Source organism: Paenibacillus sp. CCS19, from assembly GCF_033239625.1.
In the GTDB taxonomy this organism is placed as follows: domain Bacteria; phylum Bacillota; class Bacilli; order Paenibacillales; family Paenibacillaceae; genus Paenibacillus_T.
Genome location: NZ_BTCK01000027.1, coordinates 56,601 through 81,610, shown reverse-complemented (window position 1 = coordinate 81,610; position 25,010 = coordinate 56,601). Strand labels below are relative to the sequence as shown.

Sequence of the window (25,010 nt, the reverse complement as noted above, 5' to 3'; positions counted from 1 at the left end):
CTATGAATGAACCAAACGATTTCTTATAAAATTCCACACAACTGTAAAGGTGATCGATTCATGAGCAAAATCCTATTCGAGCTCCCTCCGCTGCCCTACTACATCACGATCGGACGCAATCAATACGCGAAGGGCGAGCAGCATCCGAATCGGCGCAACCTTGGCATATTCGATTGGCTGTTCGTCGTGAAGGGGACGCTTTATATCGGCGAGGACGAATTGCAGTGGGACGTTGGGCCGGGCCAGTCGCTGCTGCTGCTTCCCGACCGCTATCACTATACGACCGCGCCTTGCGAGGAAGAAACGATCTTTTATTGGATTCATTTTGTATATGAGGGGAATTTCAGTTCATTCAGTGAAGCGGATTATTCCATGATGATTCGGCATGCGTGGGCGAATCCGTATAAGCTGAGGGTGCCGCAGTATACGGCGCCGCGGCAGTTCGCCCGCATTGAGCAGCTGCTGGAGCAAATGCTCGCTTACACGCAGACGACCAGCTCGACTGCTTATTGGCGGGAGCAGCAGCATTTTATGGACCTCATCCATCTGTTGGAGGAGGGGGACACGGGGGACAGCACGACGAATGCCGTCATGCGGCTGGCGGAGCGGACGGAGGCGTACTTGCGGCTGCACTATCAGAAAGATGTGTCGAATGAGACATTGGCGGAGGCGCTCCATTTTCACCCGAACTATGTGGTGCGCTGCATGAAGGAAATCTACCATTGCACCCCGATGGAATATCTGATGCAGTACCGGCTCGAACAAGCCAAGCTGCTGTTGATCAAGACCGAATGGTCCGTCGCACACATCGCGGAATATGTAGGATTCAACTTCGTGCCCTACTTCTCAAGCTGCTTCAAGCGGCATACGGAGATGAGTCCGCTCGCTTGGCGGAAGCTGCATGCGAAGTGAGCAGGTAGTGGTGGCGGGGTGCACTGTGAGCTTGTGCTCTACTGAGCGGTTTGTGTTGAGTGGCGAATACGAGCTGCGTACAATGGTAGGAACACTGCGCTGTGCGAGCACTGTGTTGCGTGATGCTTGGTGTAATGCGCGACGACTAATCATCGCAGCAGCTCTGTTGTGAGAGTGCCTGATCATTGCCTTCTAACGGTTGCCACAGCAGCTTCTTGAGGTGATTAGCCCGATTTGAGGCGTAACAGTTATCAGTAAAGTTATTGTGCTAGAATGCCGGTTTTTTGCCCAATAACTAGGTCGATAAGCTCTGTGGCAACTGTTAGAATTCGAGAAGGCGTTTTGAGGGAAAATAAGCGCAATATCAACCGCCAGCCATAACTCAGCTCACACCCTTACAGGTGCTTCCACCAGATCCCTGCACACTCGGGTACGGTTGACCAGCCGTTCTCTTCTATTCGCTGAGCCAGCTCTGTACCGAAGAAAAACTCCGTCTTCTGCTTCGCCTCTGTCACATCTCCAAACGTATAGTCCGTCCGGATCCACTTGTGCTCGAAACCATATTTGTTTACAAGTTGGTCGTAGTAAGCCGTCAGGAATTCAGGCGGGTTAGGCGTTTCCGTACCCGTCCCCATCGTTTCGAAGATGATGATCGTACCATTCGGCCTTACAACACGAGTAAGCTCGTCCTGCACGAACGCCAGATTTTGCTCCCAATCGGAATTATCCGTGTTCGTCAGGTAACAGATGCTCCAGCCCGAGACTGCCAGATCAATAGAAGCGTCAGCAATGGGTAGACTGCGATGGTCCGCCACTGCCGTGATCCAATTCCGATTCAGTCCACGCAGTGTCAGCTTCTTATCGAGCAGCTCCAGCATCGCACTTGAAATGTCCGTACTAATCAATGACTTCGCCTCTGATGCGATAATGCTCGAAAGTCTGCCCGATCCAGCGCCTAAGTCCAATACATCAAGCCCTTGAAAAGGTTTGATCTCCTTAATGATCCCTGTAAGATCGGGCTGCCGACTAATCATTTCTTCGTATAGCAGCGATGAGTCCTGATAAATTTCTTCGTGACTAGTCAAGGGTCGTTACCTCCGCATAATAGAATGAAAAATGATTTTGCTCTTGCTCACTATATACCACGTATTAAACAAACTAGATTTTAACATACATCTGCATAAATCTTCCATTCCGTTAACCGCAAGCCTTACGTGCGAGCGAGGTTTTTTCTGTTATAAACAATGCATCAGACGTATTGAAAAATAACATATTGACAATCAATAATCCTCGTTTTATTATTATCTCAATATTAAGATATTCGATTTCGAGATATTCGATCAACAATTGGAGGTGCGGTGTCATGTAGGAACTGCCTGGTAAGATAAATGTACTGAACGTGTCATGTACCCGATCGAAGTTGTTTGGAATAGTCCGCTTAACTGTTGATGAAACACACAAGTATCTTTTTTTTACGCAAATATCTTAATTTTAAGATTATTAAATTTATACTAACCCTTTGGAGGATGATTACAATGATGGACTTAGGCTTGCTTCTCATTCGTATCGTAATTGGTTTGCTGTTTATCGGGCACGGCGCACAGAAATTGTTCGGCTGGTTCGGCGGCTATGGTCCGAAAGGAACCGGGGGCTGGATGGAATCGGTAGGCATTAAGCCTGGTGTCGCAATGGCTGTCGTATCCGGCCTGATGGAACTTATCGGCGGTGTCCTGTTCGGTGCAGGATTGCTTACCGTTGTTGGCGCCGTACTGATCGCCCTTACAATGGTTGGAGCAATCGTGAAAGTCCACGGCAAGAACGGCCTTTGGTCGACGTCGAACGGCATCGAGCTGCCGCTTATCGTTCTCGTTGTCGTTATCGGCGTGGCGCTTACCGGCGCAGGCGACTACGCATTATTGAACTAATTCCGTCACATTCGTTAGCAACGCGCCGATTGAACAAGTGAAGAGTCTGAAAGGATGCGATTCCATGTCTGATGATATAAAACAGCTTCCGAAGCTGTGGACTGGTGATCATTATAACGAAGGCATCGGTCATGACGATATTTTCGATAAATTGCGTGAGGAGTGCGGCGTGTTCGGCGCATTTAATGTGCCGAATGCCTGCTCACTCGGCTATTATGGACTTCACGCGCTGCAGCACCGGGGCGAAGAGAGTGCCGGGATGGCAACTGTGGAGTCCGAGACCGGAAAGTTTTCGTACCACCGCGACATGGGACTCGTCAAAGAAGTATTCAACCAAGCTGCGCTGGAATACTTGCCCGGTGACCGCGTCATCGGGCATGTGCGGTATTCGACCTCAGGCGAGAGCAAGCTGGCGAACGCACAGCCGCTCATCTTCAACTATCGCGACGGCGACCTCGGTGTAGCGACGAACGGCAACATCGTGAACGCGCCTTCCATTCGCAAGGAACTTGAGAGCCAAGGCTCGATCTTCCAAACGACGAGCGACACGGAAGTCATCGCGCATCTGATTGCCCGTTCGAGCAAGGACTTCGTCAGCGCGGCGAAAGACGCACTGCAGCGCATTATCGGCGGCTTCGCTTTTCTCATCATGACGAACGACAAGCTGCTAGTCGCTTCCGATCCGCATGGCCTGCGTCCGCTCGTTATGGGGCGCATGGGCGACGGTTATGTGTTTGCGTCGGAGACCTGCGCACTCGAAACCGTTGGGGCGATCTATGAGCGCGATGTCCAGCCGGGCGAGCTGCTCATTCTCGATAAGGACGGTCTGCGAGTCGACCGTTTCGAACGGTTGGAGCGCCGCGCGACTTGCGCGATGGAGTACATTTATTTTGCCCGTCCCGACAGCAACATCAACGGCATCAACCTTCATTCCGCGCGTAAACGGATGGGGCGGCAACTGGCGCTTGAAGCGTTCATCGATGCAGACATCGTGATCGGCGTGCCGGATTCGAGCATTTCCGCGGCGATCGGGTACGCTGAGCAGACGGGGATTCCATATGAGCTTGGTTTGATCAAGAACAAATATACGGGCCGGACGTTCATCCAGCCATCTCAGGAGCTGCGCGAGAAGGGCGTGAAAATGAAGGTGTCCGCAGTCCGCAAAGTGGTGGAAGGCAAGCGCGTCGTCATGATCGACGACTCCATCGTCCGCGGCACGACGTCACTGCGCATTGTCAATCTGCTTCGCGAAGCAGGCGCGACAGAAGTGCATGTGTGCATCACGTCGCCGCCGTTCAAGAACCCGTGCTACTATGGCATCAACACGCCGGACCGCAAGGAGCTGATCGCGTCGCAGAAGAGCTTGGAGGAAATCCGTCAGGCTATCGACGCGGATTCGCTCTACTTCTTGAGCAACGAAGGCTTTATCAAGGCAGTCGGAGGCAACGATGGCGAATTCAATCGGGGCATGTGTATGGCTTGCTTCGATAACGATTACCCGACGCCGGTTGACCCGACTTCGGAGAAAAGTTCCTGCTGCTAGGTCATATTATGAGGTCAGCCCGTTTTATTGGCTGATTTCTTTTTTTAGGGGGTGTATTTTTAATCCCCTTTAGTTTTTCTGAACTTTCAAGTGCGACACCCTTCGTGCTTACACCATTCTCATTCATATTGGGCCACAGAAGAGATAAATTTCCGCCTATCTCTCTACGTCAGCTTCGTAGATCAAACCGCTCATTTCTCTGCTTAGCTCGTTGTCGATCGTATAGGCCTGACCGTTAGGTGGTGATTCCACCACGCGACAAGCCAGATGACGTTATATTTACCTGAATTTATTCGCTCTCCAGTCTCCATGTCAAAGAAATACTGCTTGCCGTCCAGCGTCCGGAACGATACGGTTCTAGCTCGATCGTGAAAGACCACGTTTTTCACCCATTCAATATGAGACACCGTGTGATTGATCTTCGAGTCATCTATCAATTCGGGAATCTTCTTGATCAAAAAACAGCCTCGGACATAACGTCCGAGGCTGCCTCACCCTATTCACAACCAACCTTTACCCCTCAATCCTCGCCCAGCTCCGGCTCGTCTGCTCATCGAACAACAGCTTCACCTTCGCTGGCGTGCGGCCCTCTTCGTCGAACAGGACAAGCTCGTTCACATCTTTGAGCCATGCCAGCGGCACCTTGTAGTCCTCTTGCGGGCCGATCTGCCAGTAGCGGCCAAGGTTGATGCCATTGAGCCATACCGTACCTTTGCTCATACCGGTGAGGCGCAGCTTCAGCTTGGCATAAACATTGGTCGGAAGCGTAGGCTTCGCGAATTCACAGCGATGCCATGCAGGCGACTTCTCGCCAGCACCGACCACTGACGCGCCGCCCGCTTCCGCTGGTACGCCATCCTCCAGCCCTGCCATGCTCCACTCCCCGATTCCGTTCGAAGAATGGTAGGACAGCAGCTCGAGTCGGTTGACCGGCGACTTCACGTAAGGCATCTCGATCACATTATCGCCCGGATGAATATACGCGGAGATATCTACGGAAGAATGCGCGAACCAGTTCTGATAGCCTTCCAGCGGCACTTCTTGACCGTTGATGCGAAGCGGTACGCTCACTGCACCTACGAGAACTGCTCGGTCTTGACCATCAAGCTTAAACGTACGCGACAATGTGACTTGTCCATCCAGCGCGTTCACACGGTCAAGATGAACCGTTTCCCCGCCTTCTCCATTCTGCCAGCCTCCACGCAGATCGAGCGCAGCGCCATGCAAGTAGCCGGTGTCGAACAACCCTTTCGGCTCGCCGAGGTATGGCGAGAAGTTGAGACGTCCCATATTCTGCACGAGAATTTGCAGGCTGTTGCTGCCTTCGCGCAGCGAGAGCTTAATGGAAGAGGAACCAACCTCGCGAATCAGCCCGGCTTCCGTCCCGTTCACATAGACTCTCGCGGTATCCTGCAGCTTCGGCAGAATAAGTGTCGTCTGCCGGTCGGAATCGCTCTCGATCAGACTGGAATAGACGAGATAACCGTATGGTTGCGAGAAGCTGGAGAAGTCCTGCGGAACTGCGCAGAATACGCCTTGTACCGTCGACAAATCCAATGGGCTGCTCACCCAACCCGTCAGTTCCGGTGTCTTCAACTGTACAGCATCAGCCATATTCGCCGCAGTCGCAGCCGCAGCTTCACTACCATCCTGCACCGGACGGAAGCCCGAAGGCCACGCAACAGCTGAAGCGGACGTATTCACTGCAGCCACCAACTGTCCGCCAGCTTCGATATCGACGTCGAAGCATCCGCCTACCCACTGGCCTTCACCGATGCGCCATGTTTGATCCATCGCCGTCGTGTTCAACACGATCAATCGCAGCGCCTGACCCCCAACGGTCAACCGTACTTCTTGCGGCTCGTTGAAGTGATAGAAATCAAACGTGATCGTCTTCCCATCACTGCTTGTCATATACAGAGCAGGCTGCTCGTCCGCGTGCACGATCTCTTGATCTGCGCACAGCTCAACGAGCGAACGTTGTCCATCCTTGGCATACACGATAAGCGTATGAACGCCGTCGACCATCTCATTGCACGCGATGGCTGTATTACTCGTTAATAGAATCCCATCCAAAACGTTCATTCCAATAAGCACTGGAACGATTTCTCCCGGATTCACCATAACCGGCAGCGTTCTGCCGTTCTCGAGCGTCAGATAGACCGTCTCTCTCTCTTCCTTGTCACTTCCAACGAACAGTAGGGTCTGCTCTTCGTTCTTTCTCCCTCGAACCGTAATGCCCTTAGGTACAGCGATGCCTTCCGTATCGAAAGCTTCCGATCCAAGCAATAACGAGCTCGCCGCTTCCACAAACAATGAGAAACGCTTAGCCGTCATATACTTCGGCGTCGTTCTGCCGTATTCGCTTAATGGCGCATCATAATCATAGGAAGTGACCATGAAGATATCGCTGCTGCCTACCGTTCTGCCGCCATAGCCGGCGAAGTTCGTACCGCCGAAGAACATGTAGTGGCTGATGCCCGTGAAGCCTGTCTGAATCGCTTCAAACATACGCTTCTCATACAGCGCCGGCGTCTTCTGCGTTGCCGCTGGTGCGCCCCAATGCTCGAACCACCCGCTCCAGAACTCCGTCACGATCTTCGGCGTATCCGGCTGCTTCTTCAGCACGTTGGCATAATGATGATCGGCTCCGCTCCAGAAGTTCGCGCCTTCGATTGCACCTTCGACACCGCCGACACATGTAATGAGCGGCATGTCGATTCCTCTGCTGAGCAATCCGTCGCGCAGATGACTCATGTAGGCACTTGCGGAAGCATCATCGGTCAAATACCCGTATTCGTTCTCGACCTGCACCAGAATAACCGTTCCGCCTTGCGACAATTGACGGGAACGAATGACTTCCGTAATGCGGTCGAAGTACAAATCCACATACTTCAAATACGTCTCGTTGTATTCCCGGAACTTCACGCCTTCCTTGTTGCCCAGCCACCAAGGGAAACCGCCGAAGTCCCACTCGGCGCAGATGAACGGACCTGGCCGTGCAATAACCCACAAGCCGAGCTCGGCGCACAGATCAAGGAATGCACCGCAATCCGCGTCGCCTTCGAAATTCCATTTCCCTTCATTCGGCTCATGCACATTCCATGCAAAATACGTGTCAACGCAGTTCATGCCTGCCAGCTTCGCTTTAACAAGAACTTCCCGCCATTCTTCCTTCGGCATCCGGAAATAGTGAATGGCCGCACTGTTCAGAAACACTCTCTTGCCATTCATCATGAAGCTCTTGTGGTCGTACGTAAATTCAGCGCCTGTCTTGGCTGCATAAGTGGTGTGCATTGCAGTCACCTTCCCCTTCTATGCTTCGCGAATGAATCGCGGTAATCGAGATGAAACTAGTTTCATGAAATGGGTTTCAGTTATTGGGTAAAATAAAGCTGTCGCGAAACAGCTTTATTCATCCCATTGACCATACCATGTGACAACTGACCTTGCAGGAATAATGCCTTCCAACGCGCCATCTGCCTGCGCTCGAATGTCTTCTCCCCGCGACAGATCCTGTTCTTCTGATGTCAAATAAGACTGCATAACCGAGACGCTTCCCCGCATGTGCATTCCCTGCAGCGATACAGAGATGCGGCGGTCTGCATCGCTGTCGTTCACGAACACCGCAGTAATCGTCCGGTCGCCTTCATGAATGTAGGCCGAGCCCATCAGCCCAACTCCTTCATCGGACTCCGCGAGCGATACTCGTACTGCTCCTGGGCGTACAAACTTGCTGTAGTTGCCTAGCGCCCAGAGAATCTTGGAAGGCAGAATATTCTGCTCGTCGCCTGGCTTCTTAAAGTCGGTGTAGATCAGTCCGTCCTTATAATCCTCCTTGGACACTGCCGTCCACCACTGCCAAGCCGCCGCATTCGCTGCCGCCAGGTCGAAGTGAATCGCGCGCGCTACGCGCAGCGCCGCATCCATCCCAAAGTCGCGGCCATGACCGTCAGCACCGAGAATGCAATACTCCGACATCCAATAGACAGCATCCGAATCGTAACGCGCAATATTCGCAACGAGCAATTCTCTCAACGTGCCGAGGCGATCATCGCCCGGCTTATCGTAATCCGACCAATACGAGTGGGAGGCAATCTTATGTCCGATCGCTTCCTTCAGCTCGGGATCGCCAAGCATGCATTTGATGTACTCCCGATATTCGCCAGTCCCAAGCTTATTCGCGCCGCTCGAATACTGCCGCTCGCCGGAGAACGTTTCGTACAGATCATCGTCCAGCAGCGACGTAATCTCAACGCCGTCTGCGGCGCTAATCTTGGTCTTCAGCCCTGATGTCTGCAACTGTCTATACACTTCAAGAAGAACCCGCTTCAGATCATCATTGTTGTAGCGGTTTCCCTCCTGTCCGGAGTTATTCCAATCCCAAGTCGGTTCATTGATCGGACTTACGAACTGGAACTCGATACCTTCCTGATAAAAATGCTTCAGCACATCAACGAGAAACGTCGCGAATGCCGGCTCATAGCCAGGCTTCAGGTTAGTCGAACCCACGCTGGGATCAGGCTGCGCGTGTCCGTTCTTCGTCATCCATACCGGCGGGCTGTTGACGAAGGCGATCAGCGTATTGACGCCTCTCTCCTTCGCCGCACGCAGAAACCATTGCTGTCCCGCCTGCTTGCTCCAATCGTATTCTCCGTCTGCCGACATCTTGAACGCCTCAGCCCGGCGCCACGGATTGCGAATAATCTCGCGATCCGTTTCCTCCGAGCCGGCGCCGATGTTGAATCGCCATGCAGATAATCCAATTCCGCGCTCTCTGGAGAACAGCAGGTCTGCGACACGCGTCTTATTATCTTCCGTCCAATGCTTGCCGATCGGATCCATCGACCATGCGTCAGATGCTCCGAAGTTATCGATTGTTTGATATTGTACCGCCGCGTCGATGAGTACCTTGCTTACATGCGGCTTAATTCCGACTGTCAAACTAGATTCATCCGCCTTTCTATATCGGAATGAAACGCGCTGCGCCGTTTGCGAAGACGGCGACAGCCGTTTCACCTTGTTAGCCAACAATACCCGACTGTTCAAAGTTCTCTACGATTCGTTTCTGTACGACGAAATAGATAAGCAGCAACGGCAGGAGATAAATGATGGCAGCCGCTTGCTTCACGGCGTCGAAGGAGAATGTCGTCGCTCCTGGCACCCCATACCATGTTTTGACCGCATAGAGAATGTTCTGTACGTTCGCTTCCGAGAAGGTCGTCATGAGCTTATTGCTCAAATACGGTCCGTCCGGATGGAAGTAACCTGTGTAATAGGTATCCCCGTAGTTCCATACGAAAGAGAGAATCGCTACCGTCATAATCGCCGGCACTGCATTCGGAAGCGCAACGCGGAAATACGTCCGATAGAAACCGCAGCCGTCCATATAAGCCGCTTCTTCCAGCTCCTTCGGCAGCCCTTTGAAGAACTGTCGGAATACGAAGATGAACATGCTCTGTTTCACGCCGAAACCGAAGAAGGCAATCAGGTAAAGCGTATAAGGCTGATTGATGAGATCGACCGTGCTGCCATGAATCGCTGTAATAATGCCGAATACATCGAAGTGCTTGAAGCTGAGGTACTGCGAAATGAGCAGCGATTGCGGCGGTACGACGAACGATATGATGACGAGAAACGTCAGCAGGTTCCGTCCCCAGAACTCGACTCGGCCCAGCGCATAACCAGCGACTGCGCAGACGAAGATCTGAACGACCGCGATGATGACCGAATATCCGATCGTCTGCAGCATCGGCATGAAGTTGCCGAATACTAGTCGAATAGCAGCTTTGAAGCTTATGACCGAATATTCGATCGGCACCCATATGACGTCCGGATTGCCTAGATCCTCGATATCGTTGAATACAACCGGAATGAGCTTGATCAAAGGATAGATGATGGCAAAGCCCAAACCGATGACCAGCGAGTAGAACAGGTACCCGAACACGAATTTTTGAAGCTTGCTCTTCAATACATAACCGTCGATTCGTCTTGCGGCCTTCGCTTCACTTGTCGCAATCTCACTTGTCGCCATTATTCATCCTCACCACCTTGCTCGTAATAAATAGAAGCAGAACCAAATCGATCAGCACATTGAATAGATAGACGACCGACAGCGACGAACCTACGCCGATGTTGTTCTTATTGAACGCGAAGTAGTAGATTTCCGTCGAAATCGACGACTGCAGGAACATATCGACGAACGTATACACAAGTGCGAACAACGAGATGTTCGACAGGAGCGGAAGCGTAATCTTCCAGAACACCTCGTAGCTGTTCGCGCCCTCAATGCGAGCCACCTCATAGAGCGACTGGTTAATGGACTGCAAGCCCGCCAGGAAGATCAACGTCTGAACCCCTGTCTGGGAAATCAGCAAGAAAATGTTGCTCGCAAGGTCGGAAATAAATAAGGTTACATTCACCGGCAGAAACGTGTAATTGAGCAGGAAGTCGATCAGCATGCTAGTATCGAACTGACTGCTGACAGCCGCGTCAGCCACATCGCCGCCCGATGTTATCATGATCAGATCAACGACAACCTTCAAGCCTAATACGATCGGCAGGAAGAAGATAACCCTTGCCAGTCCCCGGCCTTTGAACTTCACGTTCACGAGAATCGCGCAGAACAAGCTGAAGATGACGATGACCGGCGTATTCATGAAGATGTTGACGTTCTCGTCAGTGAATACGCGCAAGAATGTTTGACTCTGGCTCGATACTTCCGTGCGGAACAGGTTGGTGTAGTTGCTCAAGCCGACATACTTGAGCACCATCCCCCCGTTGTCCGCAACGCCTACCTCGTGAAACGAATATTTGATCGTGTTCACGAGCGGCTTGATGAAGAATAGAATGAAGCCGATGAGCCACGGCAGCATGAAGATGATGCCGTGGACTTTTCTCATATTCTGATGGGAAATATGCAGCTTCTTTGATTTGACCGCTGTACCCGCCACCTACTGAACCTCCTTTGCTGCTGCCTGTAAGCCAAATGCTTGCTTCGTAAGCATATACCTGGCATTTTGCATGCTTCTTCGATGCTGTTACTTCGACTCGATCGCGTAGCCCAGCGCATCCAGATGATGGCCTGCGACCGTGACGTCGTATTTGTTGTAGTTGACAATAACCTTCGATCCGGAAGCATAGGTGGTCTCGAATACGTTCTTCGCCAGCATCTGATGCCCGGTGATCTCCTTCGAGCCAATCGCTTCGAGCCCTTTGCTGTATTCGGCGTACAGAGATTTGATACCATCCTTAATGGCCGAATACTGAATCGAAATATAATCGCTGTATTCCGAGTTTTTCAGTACGTCGACGTTCTCTGCACTAATCGTATACTTCGGAATGCTGCCAAGCTCCAGCGCCTGCAGCAGATAGTAGCTGCTGCGATCAGCCGACATGTTCACATTCAGCGTCGTATACTCCGTCAGTCCGTTCATGACCAGTTGGCGGAAAGGAATGGACATGTACATCGTGCCGTAGTTGCTGCTCTCTCGCGAGATGTTCGCTGCGTACTGGCTGTATTGGATTCGATCCATATTCGGATTGTCCAGCGCAATGGTCTTGCTCTCTGCCAGCTTCTTCAGGTTGTCCTCTACAATCGCGTTAGACACGACCGGATCGATAATATCGCGCGGATTATAGTTCGCATAATACGTCGAACCCATGTCATTGACCGCAATATTCGGGTAATCTTCCGAGTCCTTGACGAACTTGTTCACCGTATCGCTCAGAATGAGTGGATAGAGCAGATACTGCTTCGTCGCGTTCGTGCTGAACATGCCACTGGCAAGATCGTATTTCTTGAAACCAATCGGTTTGCCGTCATAACCATGCAGCGCGTTCGATTTCAACCAGAAGCCGTCGCTCGTATCGGATACGCGCATCAGATCGGCATTGAGGAACAACTGGCTGCTGCCATTCTGCTTGAAGTAATCCATCAAGTCGTTAAGCTCTTTGCGGCTGCCGTTCGCTCCAGTCAAATCCGCCTTGTTCATAATCGTGTTGTTCAAGCCGCCATTGAAGAAGCCCTTGTAGTTCACGACCTTGTTGACGTCCTGCAAATCGTTCATGATCGATAACAATTGATCATATTTCGTCATCGAGTATGGCTTCGTATACGGAACGCCAAGGAATCGCTTATCGAGCGTCACCGTTCCGATTACGTCAAGGAAAAGCTTAGGCGTCGCATTGAAGTTCTGTTTCAAGTCATACTTGTCGATCAAATGCTGCTGATAGCTCTTCGCCATGTCGTAGTACGAGACTTCGCCGCTGAACAGCCTGTATCGAACCGTGTAATCGACGTTAATCAAGCCTGTCGTTGACAGGAACCGCGCTTCGTTGTCGCTGTAAGCGCCGAACACCTTGACGCGGGAGAACTGCATCGCATCAAGCGAGCTGTACACTTTGTTGTACAACGTGCCGCCTGTCGAAGTATCCTGCGTGCCAAGCTGTACTTTGACATTGCCAAGCTCGGCGCCTGAATCGATAATGCCCAGATAACCCGAGGACTTGCCCGCTTGGTCCGTATCGTACATGCCGAACACCGGCATCGTCAGATTCTCAGGAAACTCCGGCAGATCGTACAGCTTGTCGTAATACGTGTTGTCGTAAACCGGCCGTTCATACTCTGGGAATTTGCCATTAAACGAATTGAGCTTGAACAAGGCGCCGGAGCCGTCCGGTACGACAATGTATCCATCGCTCACTTTGTCGGCCGAAGCCAGCCCGAACGATGGCAGCACCGCAATGTTCTGCAGCGTATAGAACTGATTTCCACCTTTGATTTCATAGGTCGGCACCTTGACAACGAAGTCGCCGTTATCGAGCGTTGCCTCCATTGTAATGACGAATCTAGCAGGTTCCGTAATCGTCACTTGAATGCCGAATTGCTGGCTGTCCGCCATCAGCATCTCCGTCGTGTAGCCAACCGCCTTCGACAGATTGATCAGATCCTTCACAAGCGACGTCGGCGGAAGGCCTGCGAACTTGTTGAAGTACAAATCATTGTCCTGATCCAGCTGGTACATGATCGAGAGCGCGTCATTGTATTTCTGTGCATCGACCATGCTGATCTCGCCATTAAGCAGCCCTTCATTGATCGGATCGACGAATTCTTTCTTATAATTCTCTTCCGAGATTTTGTCAGGCATATATTCGTTCAGCCGATACGATTCGGTCTCGAAGAAGTCGAATACGATCTGAACGCCGTTCTCGATCTGATTCAGCTCGTACCTGCCGTTCTGAATCGCATACTTGAACGCATCCCACTCGGTCATCGTGCCATCCTTGCCTAGAAACTTGATGACGAGCGGCGATTTCTCGATATCCCCGCTGCCCTCTTCCAGATACAAGCTGTTCCACGTCGTGCCGGCCGCTGCATCAACGACTTGCAAATTCAAGGTCGTCGTATCGAGATTAAGCTGCTTCTGACCGCTGGTTGCAAGCAGAACATTGCCTGACTTCGGCTCTATTTTGCCAACGACCGGCGACAGGCCTTCTCTTGCCGCGACAGGCAGGTCCTGCTTGTTGATACTCCAATGCTTGATAAACGAAGGTGCATACCAGCCCGCCACGATTAGGACGACAACGACTGCTGCGATGGCGATCTCTCTATAACCGATATTTCTGATCCGGCGCATTGCCGTTACTTGTAAGCTATTTAGCATCTTGGCATCACCTTTTCATCCATTCAATGACTACGGTATACACGAATCCGATGACTTTGCTGACCAGCATGAAGTACAGCATGGACAGGAAGACGATCATGATTGCGGAGCAGAACGTAACGAATAGCGTGACGACGTTCGTTAAAGGCGAATACTCATGAATGACGCACAGTCCGCAGAACATTAAGAAGTAGAACCATACCGTTCCGATGAGGACGAATGCATTGAGCAGCGCCGCCTCCTCCTGAATGATCGTATTGCTTAAGATGATGCCGACAATATCGAATAGAAGCTTCGGAACGAGCGCGTACGTCATGACCATATAGATATCGCCCATTGTCCCATTCCCGTCGAACAGGGTGGTCACGCTCCAGTTGCTAAGGAGAAACAACAGGAACGGAACCAGGGTCGTAACGAAAATCATGATGCTGTTCATCTCGAACAGCGGATAGTAATTCAATATAAACCCGGTGTATTGATAGCTTAGAATGCCTGTAATGCCGCAGATCAACATGATGATCGTAGGCAGCGCATAACTTCTTTTTCTTGTGTTCTTGACCGCATAGAATCCGTCGAACGGATGCAGCATGACATGGAACATATGTTTGCCGTCATCGAGCATACTGGCCATCGGAGTACTCCCTTCCTTTCCTAAAGAGGTAGTTCAAAAAGTCGTCTTTTGATCATGAAGTCATTCAGGAAGCCTATTCGACGTCGAAGCTTGCGTTCACCTTCGGAGTCCGGAGGTTATGCTTCCGATGTAGGTTTCCGCTGGAAACCTTGTACATGTAGGTTTTGCCTACACTCCGTTCCTCCTGAAGTTATTTGCTCTACTTTAATTGTTACTACCTGCGAGCAAATAACAGCTTCGTAAGCATAAGCTATTCAGGTTCTCGCAATCTTCTCGATGCTGAAAACCCGACTTTTTGAACACGCACTTAAATTAACAATGCTAGCTGTTCTTCCTGTTGTATCGAAACTCGGAATAAAGAAGTGCGAAGGCAGCAAGCACGAACGGAATGACTAACCACATAAAGTTGTGCTGGATGAACAAATTGCGATATTCGTTATACGCCTTCGAATAGTAGCCGCGGCTGTTGCCCAACTCGAAGTAGTACATCGCTTCCTCGCTCATATCCCGCATCAAGTAGTTCCGGCCGACGCCCGTATAGGCAATGTCATAGTTCGAATTCAAATGGAGCGTATGCTCATATTCTGCGCCTGCTTGCTCCCACTTCCCGTTGTAATACTGCCGCTCGGCATCGAGCGCAGCTTGACCGAACTCGGTAGGCTGGAACAAATACGCCGCGCTGAACGTTTTATCCGTCACGATCAATTGGTCTCCAGCCCATGCAATCGCCGTCGGGTCCTTCAAGTCCCCTTTCAAATTGCCGGCTCCGCCGAAGATGTTCATCAAATCCCCTTCGAAGTTGTAGAGGAATATTCGTCCCATCGTCTTATCAAGCAAGGCGTATACGCCGAATTGCGAAACGGCAACATCCACGAACTGGCTTTTCTTCTCGATTACACCGCCGGTATGCAAATCGCCGATTACGGGGAAGTAGCCATTCTGCAGCAGCACGTTCTCGCCCTTGGAGTTGAAGCGGAACACCTTATTCTGCGCTGAAGCGTCGAAGGTCGTAGCATAGATAAGCCCCTCCGAATCAAACGTCAAGTTGTTGAAAGACGGCGCGAATATTTTCTTCATCTTCTGCTTCTGCTGATTGGATGCAATCGACTTCCAGAAGTAGTCCACGAGATTGACTCTCGGCTTATTCAAGCCAAAATAACGGTTAAACGTCCCATCGTGATTCAATTGAATAATGCCCTCGTAGCTGCCTTGGACAACTACACTGATCTGTCCGTCTTTGTCGACGACGATCTTCGAAGGCTTAAACTGCGTGACGCCTACCATATTCTCGGGCTTCTCAATCGTCCGTCGGTAGGCATAGGTGCTTCCGTCGAGAACAACGATCCGCCCGGCTTCCGTATCTGCGATGAAGAGTTCATTGGATGACTCATTCAAGTAGACGCCTTCCGGTTTATTGAGCATGAGCTGTTGATTGGTTTCAGGGTTGACCATGATTTTCCCGGCATCGTCTCGAATAAGCTTGATCGATACGAGAAATTTCAGATCCATATCGAACACATCAATGCGGCTTTCCGTCGAATCGACGAGGAAGATGCGGTCCGAGCTTACATAGACGTCATCGACGCTGCCCAGCGGGATATCTCCCATACTGCTTCCATCGATACTATTCACAAGCTCGAACGCCGGCAGACTCTTCTGCGAATTGCCCCAGAAGTCGTACGTATAATTGCTCTCGAACGTATTGGCAGCTAACGCGCTGGCGGACGGAAGCATCATGCCAAGAATGAAGGCGAAAATTATAGCCCACTTCAATTTCATAGCTGTTGGGCCTTCCTTTCCGTTTGTGAATTGATCATTATTCTTTAATGCCTGACGTTGCCATCGTCGAAATGACGTTGCTCTGCGAAATAATGAAGACGACGACCGGTACGACCAGCATGATGAGCGTAACGGCCGAGGCAACCCCGGTTCGCGCTACGCCTGCATTGACAATTTGCGATAAGGCATAGCTGACCGGCTTCAGTTTCTCGCTGTAGATAAAGCCGCCTCCTGTCGTCCCCCATAGATTCTGGAATGACAAGATAATGAGCGTAATCCATGCCGACCGCGAGAGCGGCATCATGACTTTCCAGAAAATAGTGAACTCGTTCGCGCCATCAATCTTTGCGGCTTCGATGAGCGCATCGGGAACCTGCGACATGAAGTTCTGCATCAGGAACAACCCCAAAGTAGAAGCTGCGGTTGGCAGAATAACGGCCCAATACGTATCGATCATATGCAGTTTAGACATGATGACGTAGTTCGGCAGCGCGGTTACGGTACCGTTGAACATGAGCGAGTACACGATCATTTTGGACATCGATTTGGAGCCCGGGAAGACGTATTTGGCCAACGGGAATGCCGCCATCGAACCGATAATAACGCTGCCCGCCGTGCCCGCCGCCGTCAGGAATACGGTATTGAACAAGTAACGGGTCATCGGAATCCATGAGTTGCCGATGATGATGAACAAATCCTGGAAGTTCGTAAGCGTCGGGCTTTGAACGAACAGCTTCGGCGGGAAAATAAAGATCTCATTCAATGGCTTGAATGCGTTATTAATAATGAAGATAAGCGGCCAGACGCTGAATAATCCGAATAGGCCTAGAAACAGCGTTAGCGAAGCGTCCCCGATGATGCTTCTATTCCGCCGCTTGAACTTCCGGGACATATACGCTCTCTTAATGACTAATGGAAGGCTGCTCACCTAGGCACCTACCCTTCTCAGAACTTTCTGGACGATGATGTTGGTAAACACCATGATGAAGAACAATACCGTTGCGATTGCCGATGCATAACCCATCTCATGGCGAATGAAGCCGTAGTCGTGCAAGTGAGTCAGAATCGTATGACCGGCGTATTCGACCGATGGGAATCCCGCAAGCTCGATGGAGATTTGGGATACCGACAGCGAGGCCGTTATTTGCATAACCGCACCGAACAGCAGCTGCGGACGCATCGACGGAAGCGTAATGAACCACAGCTCCTGCCAGCGATTGCGAATACCGTCGATCTGACCTGCTTCATACAGCGATTTGTCCACGTTCTGCAGACCTGCGATGAACGCCAGGAAGCTGACGCCAAGACTAAGCCACAGCTGTACGAGAATGAGAATCGGGAATACGTATTTCTTCGTATCGAAGAATAGAATCGGCTCGCTCGCGAGGCCCAGCTTCAACATCCAAGCGTTGGCATAACCATACATATCCGACGAGAAGATCAACTTCCAGATCATGTAGGCGTTGCCGGAAATCGATGGCGCGTAGAAGACGAGCGTCATAACCGCGCGAACCTTCGGCGACAGCTCGTTGATCAGCCACGAGAAGACGAAACACATCAAGTAGCTGATCGGGCCGGTAATGAGCGCGAAGAACAACGTGTTCTTCACCGCAATGAGGAAGATGTCGTCATTGACGGTCAAGTTGATATAGTTGCGCAGCCCGATGAACACGGGCGGCTCCAACATGTTGAACGAGGTGAAGCTTATAATGATGGAAGTGAATACAGGGATGACTGTAAACACCAGGAATAGAATCGCGAACGGCAGGATGAGCAAGTATTTGCCTTTATGCTCTTTCCAGACCTGCATAGGCGACCTTCTGCCGCCGTTACTTGTCTTTATTTGTCGACTCGTCAGCATTCGCCTTTTGCTCCTCTTTCAGTTGATTCTGGTCCAGGTATGACAGATGGAACTCTTTGCGCTTCTTCTCAAGTTCCTTGTCGATCTGCTTGCTGTTCAAGAACAACGTCTCGCGCGGATTGAGACCGCTCGTTACAACGGCACGGAATGCATAATCGATCGCCCGCGTCGTCATATAGCCGCCCGGCACCTCCGGCACGCCTATCGTATCGTTGAACTGCTCGATGATTTGCTTCGAATCTTTGCTTGCCCACGGCAGCTGCTTGAGCACCTCGAGATTCGCTGTCGGATAACGAGCTGCTGCGCCAATGACTGCCTCGAGCGACTTCGCATATTGTGCCTGCGTATCTGTGCTCAGCCACCATTTCATGAACGTCCAGCCCGCTTCCTTATTGTCCGAAGCGTTCATCAGGATGCTGTCGATCGTGTCGGCTACCGCATGATTGTTCAACGTTCCGTCTTCGCTCGAAACGCCTGGAAGCGGTGCGAACGACCATAAGCCGCGAATTTCCGGCGCGAACACTTCGAGCTGGTTGTACGTGATATAAGGTGCTATGCCGACCGGCATTTCGCCAGTACGGAACCGGTTCGGGAAGTCCGCGGAAACCGGCAGTCGTTGGCTTGTAAAGAACCGCGTCAGTCTGTTGAATGCTGTCATGGCAGAATCATCCGTCAATCCGGTCTCGATACCGTAATCGCTGCCTTCGCCATGATACAAATCGCCGCCATACTGATAAACCATGGAAGGATAAAGCGTCTGACCTGGCATCCAGAAATCGTAATTATTCGCATGCAGGATCGAGATGATGCTCTCTACCTCATCCCATGTCGTCGGCGGCTTCAAGCCAAGCTGCTTGAGGATGTCCTCGCGATAGAACATCATCATGAAGTTCTGCTGCTCGGGAAGACCATACGTTCCGTTCTGGTACGAGACCGTCTTCATCGCGCTTTCCGTGAACTTCGCCTTCATCTCGTCGAAGCCATCCAGCTTCGACAGATCGACGAGCGCGTTCCGCATCGCGAAGTTAATAACCGTCGCCTGCGGCACAGCCAATGCGACGTCGGGTCCATTGCCTGCAAGCGTTGCTGGCAGAATGACATCCTCTGGAATCAGCTGCAGATCGACTGCAATGTTCGCGTTCGGCGTGAAGCTCTGATCGATCAGATTACGAATGATCTGCGCTTGGTCACGGCCGGCCGAGATCCATACTTTGAGCGCCTTCTTGTCCGTCGACTCCGTCATTTTCGTTTCATCGACGAAGAACGTAGACAGGAATCGAACGGTGCCGTAATAGCTTTTCTCGAAGAAATTCGGCTTCGCCTTCGGCAATTTGGCACCTGGCGCGGACAGCGTGAAGCTGTCGAGCTGAAGCGGCATCTCCGAGATCGAAGTGATCCAAGTGCCTAGAGACGAGATATTGTTCTGCATGGTGCCCAGCTCGCTAATTACGCTGTCCGGCTTGCGGCTCAGCCGCTCCGCCTGCACCTGCATTTTCTCGATCATGGCTGTCTTCTCGCCCTTCTCGCCGGTAATGCGAACGAGCTCATCGACCACTTTCTTCAGACGGTCGCTTTCCGCTTTCAACGTTTCCGCGTAGTTCGGAATCTTCGTCGTAATCTCGTAGTCGATATATTTGTCTGGCACAAGGCCTGTAATTTGAACGGTTTTGCGATACAGGTCATTCAGTGCGAATACGCTTTTCTCTACTTCGGACAGCGGCATGGCGAATTCGCCGAGCACGACTTCAAGCGAAATCGTGTTCTCGCCCTGCTTCAGATGAAGGAGCAGCTCGTCTTCGCCATTCTCCAGCACATAATTGACGAAGCCGGAGTGGAACGCGAACGGAATCGCCTGCGCTTCCTTGAATGGCACTTCGCCGTTGACCTTCAACTGACGATAAGACATGACGCCTCGGTTCGTGTTCTGCTCGCCTCTGAAGGACAGTCTGTAGAGCCCTTCCTCCGGAACGTCGATCGTCCACTGCAGGAAGTCGCCGGGCGTCCGCCAGTTCGAGCCGCCGATCGTGTTCAGCTTGATTTTGTAAGGATGATAAGGGACCGTATTCGAGTTGCCGTAATCCGTCGTCATCAGAATGTCGATGGACGACTTCTCGATATCGATCGTATGCTCGTCGGTACGTTCGGCTTGATAGAGCAGATTGTCGCCGTCATACACCTTGTATTGCGATTCCCATTCCTTCAGGACGTCCGCATACGACTTAATTTCCGGCGCTGCCTTCAATGTCAAGTCGTGGATGATGACTGGCTCCTTCACAGACTCGAAAGTGAGCGTGTGCGTCCCTGCACTCAAATAAATCTTGTAAGGATCCAGACTTCTCCGTCTTGAATCCGTCAAATAAACGGTTGTAAGCTCTGGTTTCTCTATCGATACAGGCAAAATCTCATTGCCGTTTTTATTCACAATCGGCTTGCCGCCGCTATTGTCCCATAATTTGTTGAAGATCAATTGATTCAGGCCGGTATACAAGCTTTCGTGATCAATGGTCAGCTTTCGTTCGATCTTTGAATTCGTACCTTCTACAGGCAGGTAAGTAACCGCCAAGTTATAGAAACCCGCTTCCTGCACGGAGACATTCCAACTAATCGTACCGGTATCGCCAGTTCGTACCGCACCATTCTCTACACTCGCGTTCATGTCGCCCGCCGTCTGATACGACGACAGGTCCACTTTCACTTCCGAAGCAGCCATCTGACCCGAATAACCGGCGTCCGTGAGATATTGGCTGTAGGATTCTTCAACGTAGTCCTCATTCTCCGACTGCGATGCGATCGTCGCCTTAGCTCCGCCTGAACGCAGAGAAGGTATGAGTATGACCAATGCGATGATGATCAGCGCAATGCCAACTAACATTTTCTTCTTCATGATCATTGCCATGAACCTCCGTTATAGCTGATAGGTGCTATGAAAGCCTTCATAGCACCTACCGCCTTTAGACGATTTGCAGTTAGAACCCTTAGCTGCTGCTTTATAACGGGAGCTTACTTCTCGACTTTGACTTTAATCGTCAGATCTGCTTTGTTGCCAGCGTAGTCCGTTACCGTCAGCTTCACGTCGTATTCGCCGGTTGTTGTAACGTCGAGGCTGCCAACATCGGCCGTAATGTTGCCTTTCAAGTCAAAGCTGTCTTTGTCGATCGCTTGCTCGACGAAATCGTTAGCCCAGTTGATAGCTGCTGCATCTTCATTGACTTTGATTGCGCGGTAGCCTTCTTTCGCCGTGATCGTCGGAGCCGTCGTGTTCTTCGGATCGTAGACGATGACAGCGAACGTGCCTTTGCCTTCGTTGCCGGCTGCGTCCTTCGCCGTTACGACAAGGCCGTTGTCGTACTTGCCGACTTTATCCTTCGCAATGCCGCTCGTATCAACCTTCACATTCGCGAATGGAAGATCGCCGTCGATGCCGTCAGCTGCCTTCACGAGCGTATCCCACTTCACAGTAGCCGGATCTGTACCCGCTGCGATTGCGATCGCTTTGCCAACAAGCGAGAAGGTCGGCGGCATGTTATCGACCGTTTTATCCGAGCTGAGCGCTTTCTCCGTCGTACTCATGATGTCGAGAATTTGGTTCTTCTGAGCATCGATTGCACCAGCATACTTAGGCGAACCATTCAATCCGTATAGCGAGTTGCCGAGAATCGTATCCGTCCACAGGTTCGTCCATGGCAGAATGCCGGAGTACTCGTTCGGCTTGCTTCCTGCGATACCAATGAAAGCATCCATGATATTAGCGCCGATCTTCTCGTTCGTAACGTCGAAGCCATAGTTAACAGCTGTCATCTTCGCTTGTTTCGTGAAGAAGTCTAGCGCTTTGTCGCTGCTTGCGAGCGTTTTGTAAACCGTCGACCAGTAGATTTGGAATGCTTTGAGCGCAAGTTCCGTTTTCTCTTTGGAAACGCCTTTCAGCACTGCAAATTGGTTGCCTGGCGTAATAAGCTGCTGGTAACGAGCGTCGTCCGCCGGAATATCGTCCGGTCTAGGGAACGGCACTACGCCCATCGATTCACCGCGCGCTGCGAGCGATTGGCCCGCACCGTTCGAGAGCCACGGCACCATGTTCGTGAAGACGGATTCGCCATTGCCGAAGTCGCTGCCGTTCCATGTCCAGCCCGGTACGGACGTATCGTCGCCGTAACGAACGGACATCATCAGCTTCTTGGAGATGAGGCCATCGATATATTCAACCGCTTTCTTCGCTTCCGGCGCATCTGCCGTCAGACCATTCGCGCCATAGACAGCGCCGCCGTTCGCATGGATGGCTTGTTGTGCCGTATAACGGTAGTCGGTTTCGAATGCTTTGATCGGTACATCCGTTCTAACAGGCGATTTCTTGTTCGCATAGTATTCATTGACTTTCGTCAAATAGTTTTCGAATGCGGACCAAGTCCATTTGCCTTCTTTCCACAGATCGGCAGGGTAAACCGTCTGGCCGTTTTCTTTCAGCGCATCTACTTTGTCGAGGTAAGTCGCGTTGTAGACGAGCGGCCAAGTATTTACGAAATCAAGAATGTAGTTCAGGAAGTAGTTATGTCCGAACATTTTGTCGCCGAACATCCAGGAGCTGTCCTCATCGGCGAAGATGTTCTGGTATTCATCCAATGGTTGGAAAATGTTCTGGCCGAGCAGCGTGCCTTGCGATCCGCCCCACAGCAGCGCTACGTCAACGATCGGCGCATTCGCGAGTACCGATTTCAAGAGCGATTCGCGAAGGTCAGTTGGGTACTGCACCCACTTGATCTTAACGTTAAGCTGTTTCAGAACTTCTTCTTGCGCTTTCGTTCTTGCAAGCAGTTGGTCTGGCGCCATGCCGGATTTGCCCGTTACAGGGTCTTTCCACTCTGGATCATCGCCTGCTTGCCAGTGCGTGCCGAATACGATCGTCGTCGGCTCGCCTGTAGGTTTTGTTGCTGTATCTTCGGTCTTCGCTGTCGTATCCGTTGTTTCTTTCTCTGTGTCCGTCGATTTGGTATCATTGTTCGAGCCGCTGCACGCACCAAGCATCACGACGCAGAATGCAAGAATGATCGATATCGAAAGGAACTTTTTCATTTTCACTGCCATTGTTGATCCTCCCTTTTAGTACTACCTCTTTAGGTAATGCTAACTTCGCTACCCTAGAATCCCTTCAAGAAAGCTCGTTGTTTGAATCACAAAGGTTGTTACCGACTCCGCTGGAAGCACATAGTGCTTCAGTCCGTTCACCTCCTTCACAAGCGCAAGGTCGGCGTTGTTCGAAGTCTCGTAGATCGACGCCTTCTTCCCTTTCAGATCGCCGAAGGTGATCGGCTTCTCCGAAGCGGAAGTATTGATCGCCACGATGACTGTCTCTTTCTCGTTCGGACTCGCATAAGCAGAGACGAGAATGTCGCTGTCCCCATTGTCGGTCTCGATTCGGTGATAGCCCGGCTTGATGAACTTGGCGTAATTGCCGAAGCTCCACATTCGCTTAGCTGCGCCGAATTCGCGGGTAGACTCATTCACATACACAAGCGCATCCCGATAATCTCCCTTGGCGACAGCCAGCCATTGTTCCCACGTCGACACGTTTAAAATCGTCATGTCTTCGTGGATGGTCTTCGCGAGCGTTAGCGCGGCATCCAAGGTAGCCGCACCGCCATTCACCATCTCGCACCATTCGGTCTGGTACAGCGGGAGCATATCCTCGAACTGCGAGAAATACTCAGCAGCAATTCGCTTATCCTTCTCGGTTGCCCAATAGGAGTGCACCGCATAGGCATCGATCGACTTCGACAGCACCTCGTCGTCCATAATTCGCTTATACATGGCGAGCGTGTAGTTCGGGTCGTTCCATGTGCCGGATTCGGCGATGAGCAGCTTCACCGGCAGATCCCGTTTCTGCAGCTCCAGCGCTACCTTACGCGATAGACTGATGACCTGCTCCGGCTCGTAGTGATTGCCCTCTTGCCCGCCCTTCCACTCCCATTGCGGCTCATTGATCGGGCTTAGATATTTGACCGGTATGCCCTCCTTCAGGAAGAGCTCCGTAATATCAACTAGATAAGTTGCAAAAGCTTCTTCGTTCTCCGGCGGCAGATTGGACAGTCCGTTCGGATCGCCGGAAGAGTAGCCGGATTTCGTCAGCCTCGCCGGCGGGCTGTTGGCGAACAATTCAACCGTAGCGCCGCGTTTGACCGCCGCTTTCATCGCATTGATTGCATTCTTGTCTCGATTGAGATCGTAAACGCCCGGCGATACTTCAACCGATTCCGTACTGCGCCATGGATCATCTGCGACCGTAGGCTGGCCGGCCCCAATGTTGTACCTATAAATGTTGAGCCCGATGCCTTTCTTGCTGTCGTAGAGCAAATCCATAATGTCGTCGATATTATCCCAGCCGCCGACATCTTGCGCCCACCAAGCGCCGGATGCTCCGAAGCCTTCGATTTCCTGATAGGTCTTATCGTAGTTAAGCTGAATGGAATCCCCCACTACATCGCCGCCTTCATCCTCTGGCTTAGAATCATGCTGCATAATTGACCGATAAGCGAATGAACTAACAACGAGACACATAAGCAAGAAGACGATTGGGATGATGAACCTTTTCTTACGAAGAAACATTTGTTCACTCCTAACCCTGCCCACTCGAATGACACCGCTTTCATAAACCTCAGTTGACCCAGTCTCGTGAATGTCGACCGCCCCCTCCGATTCAATA

At 51.4% G+C, this 25,010-nt stretch carries 16 protein-coding genes; 3 read left to right on the top strand and 13 right to left on the bottom strand.

The window, feature by feature from the left end; translation table 11 throughout:
• Window positions 1-60: 60 nt before the first annotated feature.
• Window positions 61-912 carry a helix-turn-helix transcriptional regulator gene (locus SBI19_RS18275; RefSeq protein ID WP_317970766.1) on the top strand — a complete coding sequence of 284 codons (852 nt, stop codon included), beginning with the start codon at window positions 61-63 and terminating at the stop codon, window positions 910-912.
• A gap of 395 nt (window positions 913-1,307) precedes the next feature.
• On the opposite strand, the gene SBI19_RS18270 is transcribed toward SBI19_RS18275, so the two are convergent.
• Complete coding sequence (locus SBI19_RS18270; RefSeq protein WP_317970764.1) at window positions 1,308-1,997, bottom strand: class I SAM-dependent methyltransferase; 690 nt, start codon at window positions 1,995-1,997, stop codon at window positions 1,308-1,310.
• Between the two features lie 450 nt (window positions 1,998-2,447).
• Between SBI19_RS18270 and SBI19_RS18265 the strand changes: the two genes are divergently transcribed.
• Entirely contained in the window at window positions 2,448-2,837 is a 390-nt protein-coding gene (locus SBI19_RS18265) for a DoxX family protein (protein WP_317970762.1), read from the top strand.
• Window positions 2,838-2,901: 64 nt separating this feature from the next.
• Window positions 2,902-4,380, top strand: coding sequence for an amidophosphoribosyltransferase (purF, locus tag SBI19_RS18260; protein ID WP_317970760.1), 1,479 nt, complete (start codon window positions 2,902-2,904; stop codon window positions 4,378-4,380).
• 513 nt (window positions 4,381-4,893) lie between these two features.
• Here purF and SBI19_RS18255 read toward each other — a convergent pair.
• The 12 genes from SBI19_RS18255 to SBI19_RS18200 all read right to left on the bottom strand — a co-directional run bounded on the left by SBI19_RS18255 (window position 4,894) and on the right by SBI19_RS18200 (window position 24,913).
• The gene (locus SBI19_RS18255; RefSeq protein ID WP_317970758.1) at window positions 4,894-7,677 is read right to left on the bottom strand and encodes a beta-galactosidase; all 2,784 of its coding nucleotides are present in this window, start codon (window positions 7,675-7,677) and stop codon (window positions 4,894-4,896) included.
• A gap of 114 nt (window positions 7,678-7,791) precedes the next feature.
• Window positions 7,792-9,324 carry a glycoside hydrolase gene (locus SBI19_RS18250; protein ID WP_317970756.1) on the bottom strand — a complete coding sequence of 511 codons (1,533 nt, stop codon included), beginning with the start codon at window positions 9,322-9,324 and terminating at the stop codon, window positions 7,792-7,794.
• 79 nt (window positions 9,325-9,403) lie between these two features.
• On the bottom strand, window positions 9,404-10,414 hold the full coding sequence (locus SBI19_RS18245; RefSeq protein WP_317970754.1) for a carbohydrate ABC transporter permease: 1,011 nt from the start codon (window positions 10,412-10,414) through the stop codon (window positions 9,404-9,406).
• Window positions 10,401-11,333 (bottom strand): carbohydrate ABC transporter permease, encoded by a 933-nt coding sequence (locus tag SBI19_RS18240; RefSeq protein ID WP_317970752.1) that lies wholly within the window; start codon window positions 11,331-11,333, stop codon window positions 10,401-10,403. Before SBI19_RS18240 ends, SBI19_RS18245 begins: the two co-directional genes overlap by 14 nt.
• An 87-nt stretch (window positions 11,334-11,420) precedes the next feature.
• Complete coding sequence (locus SBI19_RS18235) at window positions 11,421-14,045, bottom strand: DUF5696 domain-containing protein (protein ID WP_317970750.1); 2,625 nt, start codon at window positions 14,043-14,045, stop codon at window positions 11,421-11,423.
• Window positions 14,046-14,052: 7 nt separating this feature from the next.
• Window positions 14,053-14,676 (bottom strand): Yip1 family protein, encoded by a 624-nt coding sequence (locus SBI19_RS18230; protein ID WP_317970748.1) that lies wholly within the window; start codon window positions 14,674-14,676, stop codon window positions 14,053-14,055.
• A 321-nt stretch (window positions 14,677-14,997) separates the two neighbouring features.
• Window positions 14,998-16,455 (bottom strand): NHL repeat-containing protein, encoded by a 1,458-nt coding sequence (locus SBI19_RS18225; RefSeq protein WP_317970746.1) that lies wholly within the window; start codon window positions 16,453-16,455, stop codon window positions 14,998-15,000.
• Between the two features lie 37 nt (window positions 16,456-16,492).
• Window positions 16,493-17,347 (bottom strand): carbohydrate ABC transporter permease, encoded by an 855-nt coding sequence (locus tag SBI19_RS18220; RefSeq protein ID WP_317970744.1) that lies wholly within the window; start codon window positions 17,345-17,347, stop codon window positions 16,493-16,495.
• A gap of 36 nt (window positions 17,348-17,383) precedes the next feature.
• The gene (locus SBI19_RS18215) at window positions 17,384-18,265 is read right to left on the bottom strand and encodes a carbohydrate ABC transporter permease (RefSeq protein WP_317970784.1); all 882 of its coding nucleotides are present in this window, start codon (window positions 18,263-18,265) and stop codon (window positions 17,384-17,386) included.
• A gap of 19 nt (window positions 18,266-18,284) precedes the next feature.
• Entirely contained in the window at window positions 18,285-21,206 is a 2,922-nt protein-coding gene (locus SBI19_RS18210; protein WP_317970742.1) for an extracellular solute-binding protein, read from the bottom strand.
• 110 nt (window positions 21,207-21,316) lie between these two features.
• Window positions 21,317-23,395: a hypothetical protein gene (locus SBI19_RS18205; protein WP_317970740.1), complete on the bottom strand. Its 2,079-nt coding sequence runs from the start codon at window positions 23,393-23,395 to the stop codon at window positions 21,317-21,319.
• Window positions 23,396-23,443: 48 nt separating this feature from the next.
• Window positions 23,444-24,913: a glycoside hydrolase family 30 protein gene (locus tag SBI19_RS18200; RefSeq protein WP_317970738.1), complete on the bottom strand. Its 1,470-nt coding sequence runs from the start codon at window positions 24,911-24,913 to the stop codon at window positions 23,444-23,446.
• Window positions 24,914-25,010: the final 97 nt, after the last annotated feature.

Bases quoted from the DNA above. Each gene is read 5' to 3' on its own strand.
- SBI19_RS18205 (WP_317970740.1), bottom strand. From the start codon at position 23,395: ATGGCAGTGAAAATGAAAAAGTTCCTTTCGATATCGATCATTCTTGCA.
- SBI19_RS18230 (WP_317970748.1), bottom strand. From the start codon at position 14,676: ATGGCCAGTATGCTCGATGACGGCAAACATATGTTCCATGTCATGCTG.
- SBI19_RS18220 (WP_317970744.1), bottom strand. From the start codon at position 17,347: ATGTCCCGGAAGTTCAAGCGGCGGAATAGAAGCATCATCGGGGACGCT.
- SBI19_RS18255 (WP_317970758.1), bottom strand. From the start codon at position 7,677: ATGCACACCACTTATGCAGCCAAGACAGGCGCTGAATTTACGTACGAC.
- SBI19_RS18275 (WP_317970766.1), top strand. From the start codon at position 61: ATGAGCAAAATCCTATTCGAGCTCCCTCCGCTGCCCTACTACATCACG.
- SBI19_RS18210 (WP_317970742.1), bottom strand. From the start codon at position 21,206: ATGATCATGAAGAAGAAAATGTTAGTTGGCATTGCGCTGATCATCATC.
- SBI19_RS18265 (WP_317970762.1), top strand. From the start codon at position 2,448: ATGATGGACTTAGGCTTGCTTCTCATTCGTATCGTAATTGGTTTGCTG.
- SBI19_RS18245 (WP_317970754.1), bottom strand. From the start codon at position 10,414: ATGGCGACAAGTGAGATTGCGACAAGTGAAGCGAAGGCCGCAAGACGA.
- purF (WP_317970760.1), top strand. From the start codon at position 2,902: ATGTCTGATGATATAAAACAGCTTCCGAAGCTGTGGACTGGTGATCAT.
- SBI19_RS18215 (WP_317970784.1), bottom strand. From the start codon at position 18,265: ATGCAGGTCTGGAAAGAGCATAAAGGCAAATACTTGCTCATCCTGCCG.
- SBI19_RS18225 (WP_317970746.1), bottom strand. From the start codon at position 16,455: ATGAAATTGAAGTGGGCTATAATTTTCGCCTTCATTCTTGGCATGATG.
- SBI19_RS18235 (WP_317970750.1), bottom strand. From the start codon at position 14,045: ATGCTAAATAGCTTACAAGTAACGGCAATGCGCCGGATCAGAAATATC.
- SBI19_RS18200 (WP_317970738.1), bottom strand. From the start codon at position 24,913: ATGTTTCTTCGTAAGAAAAGGTTCATCATCCCAATCGTCTTCTTGCTT.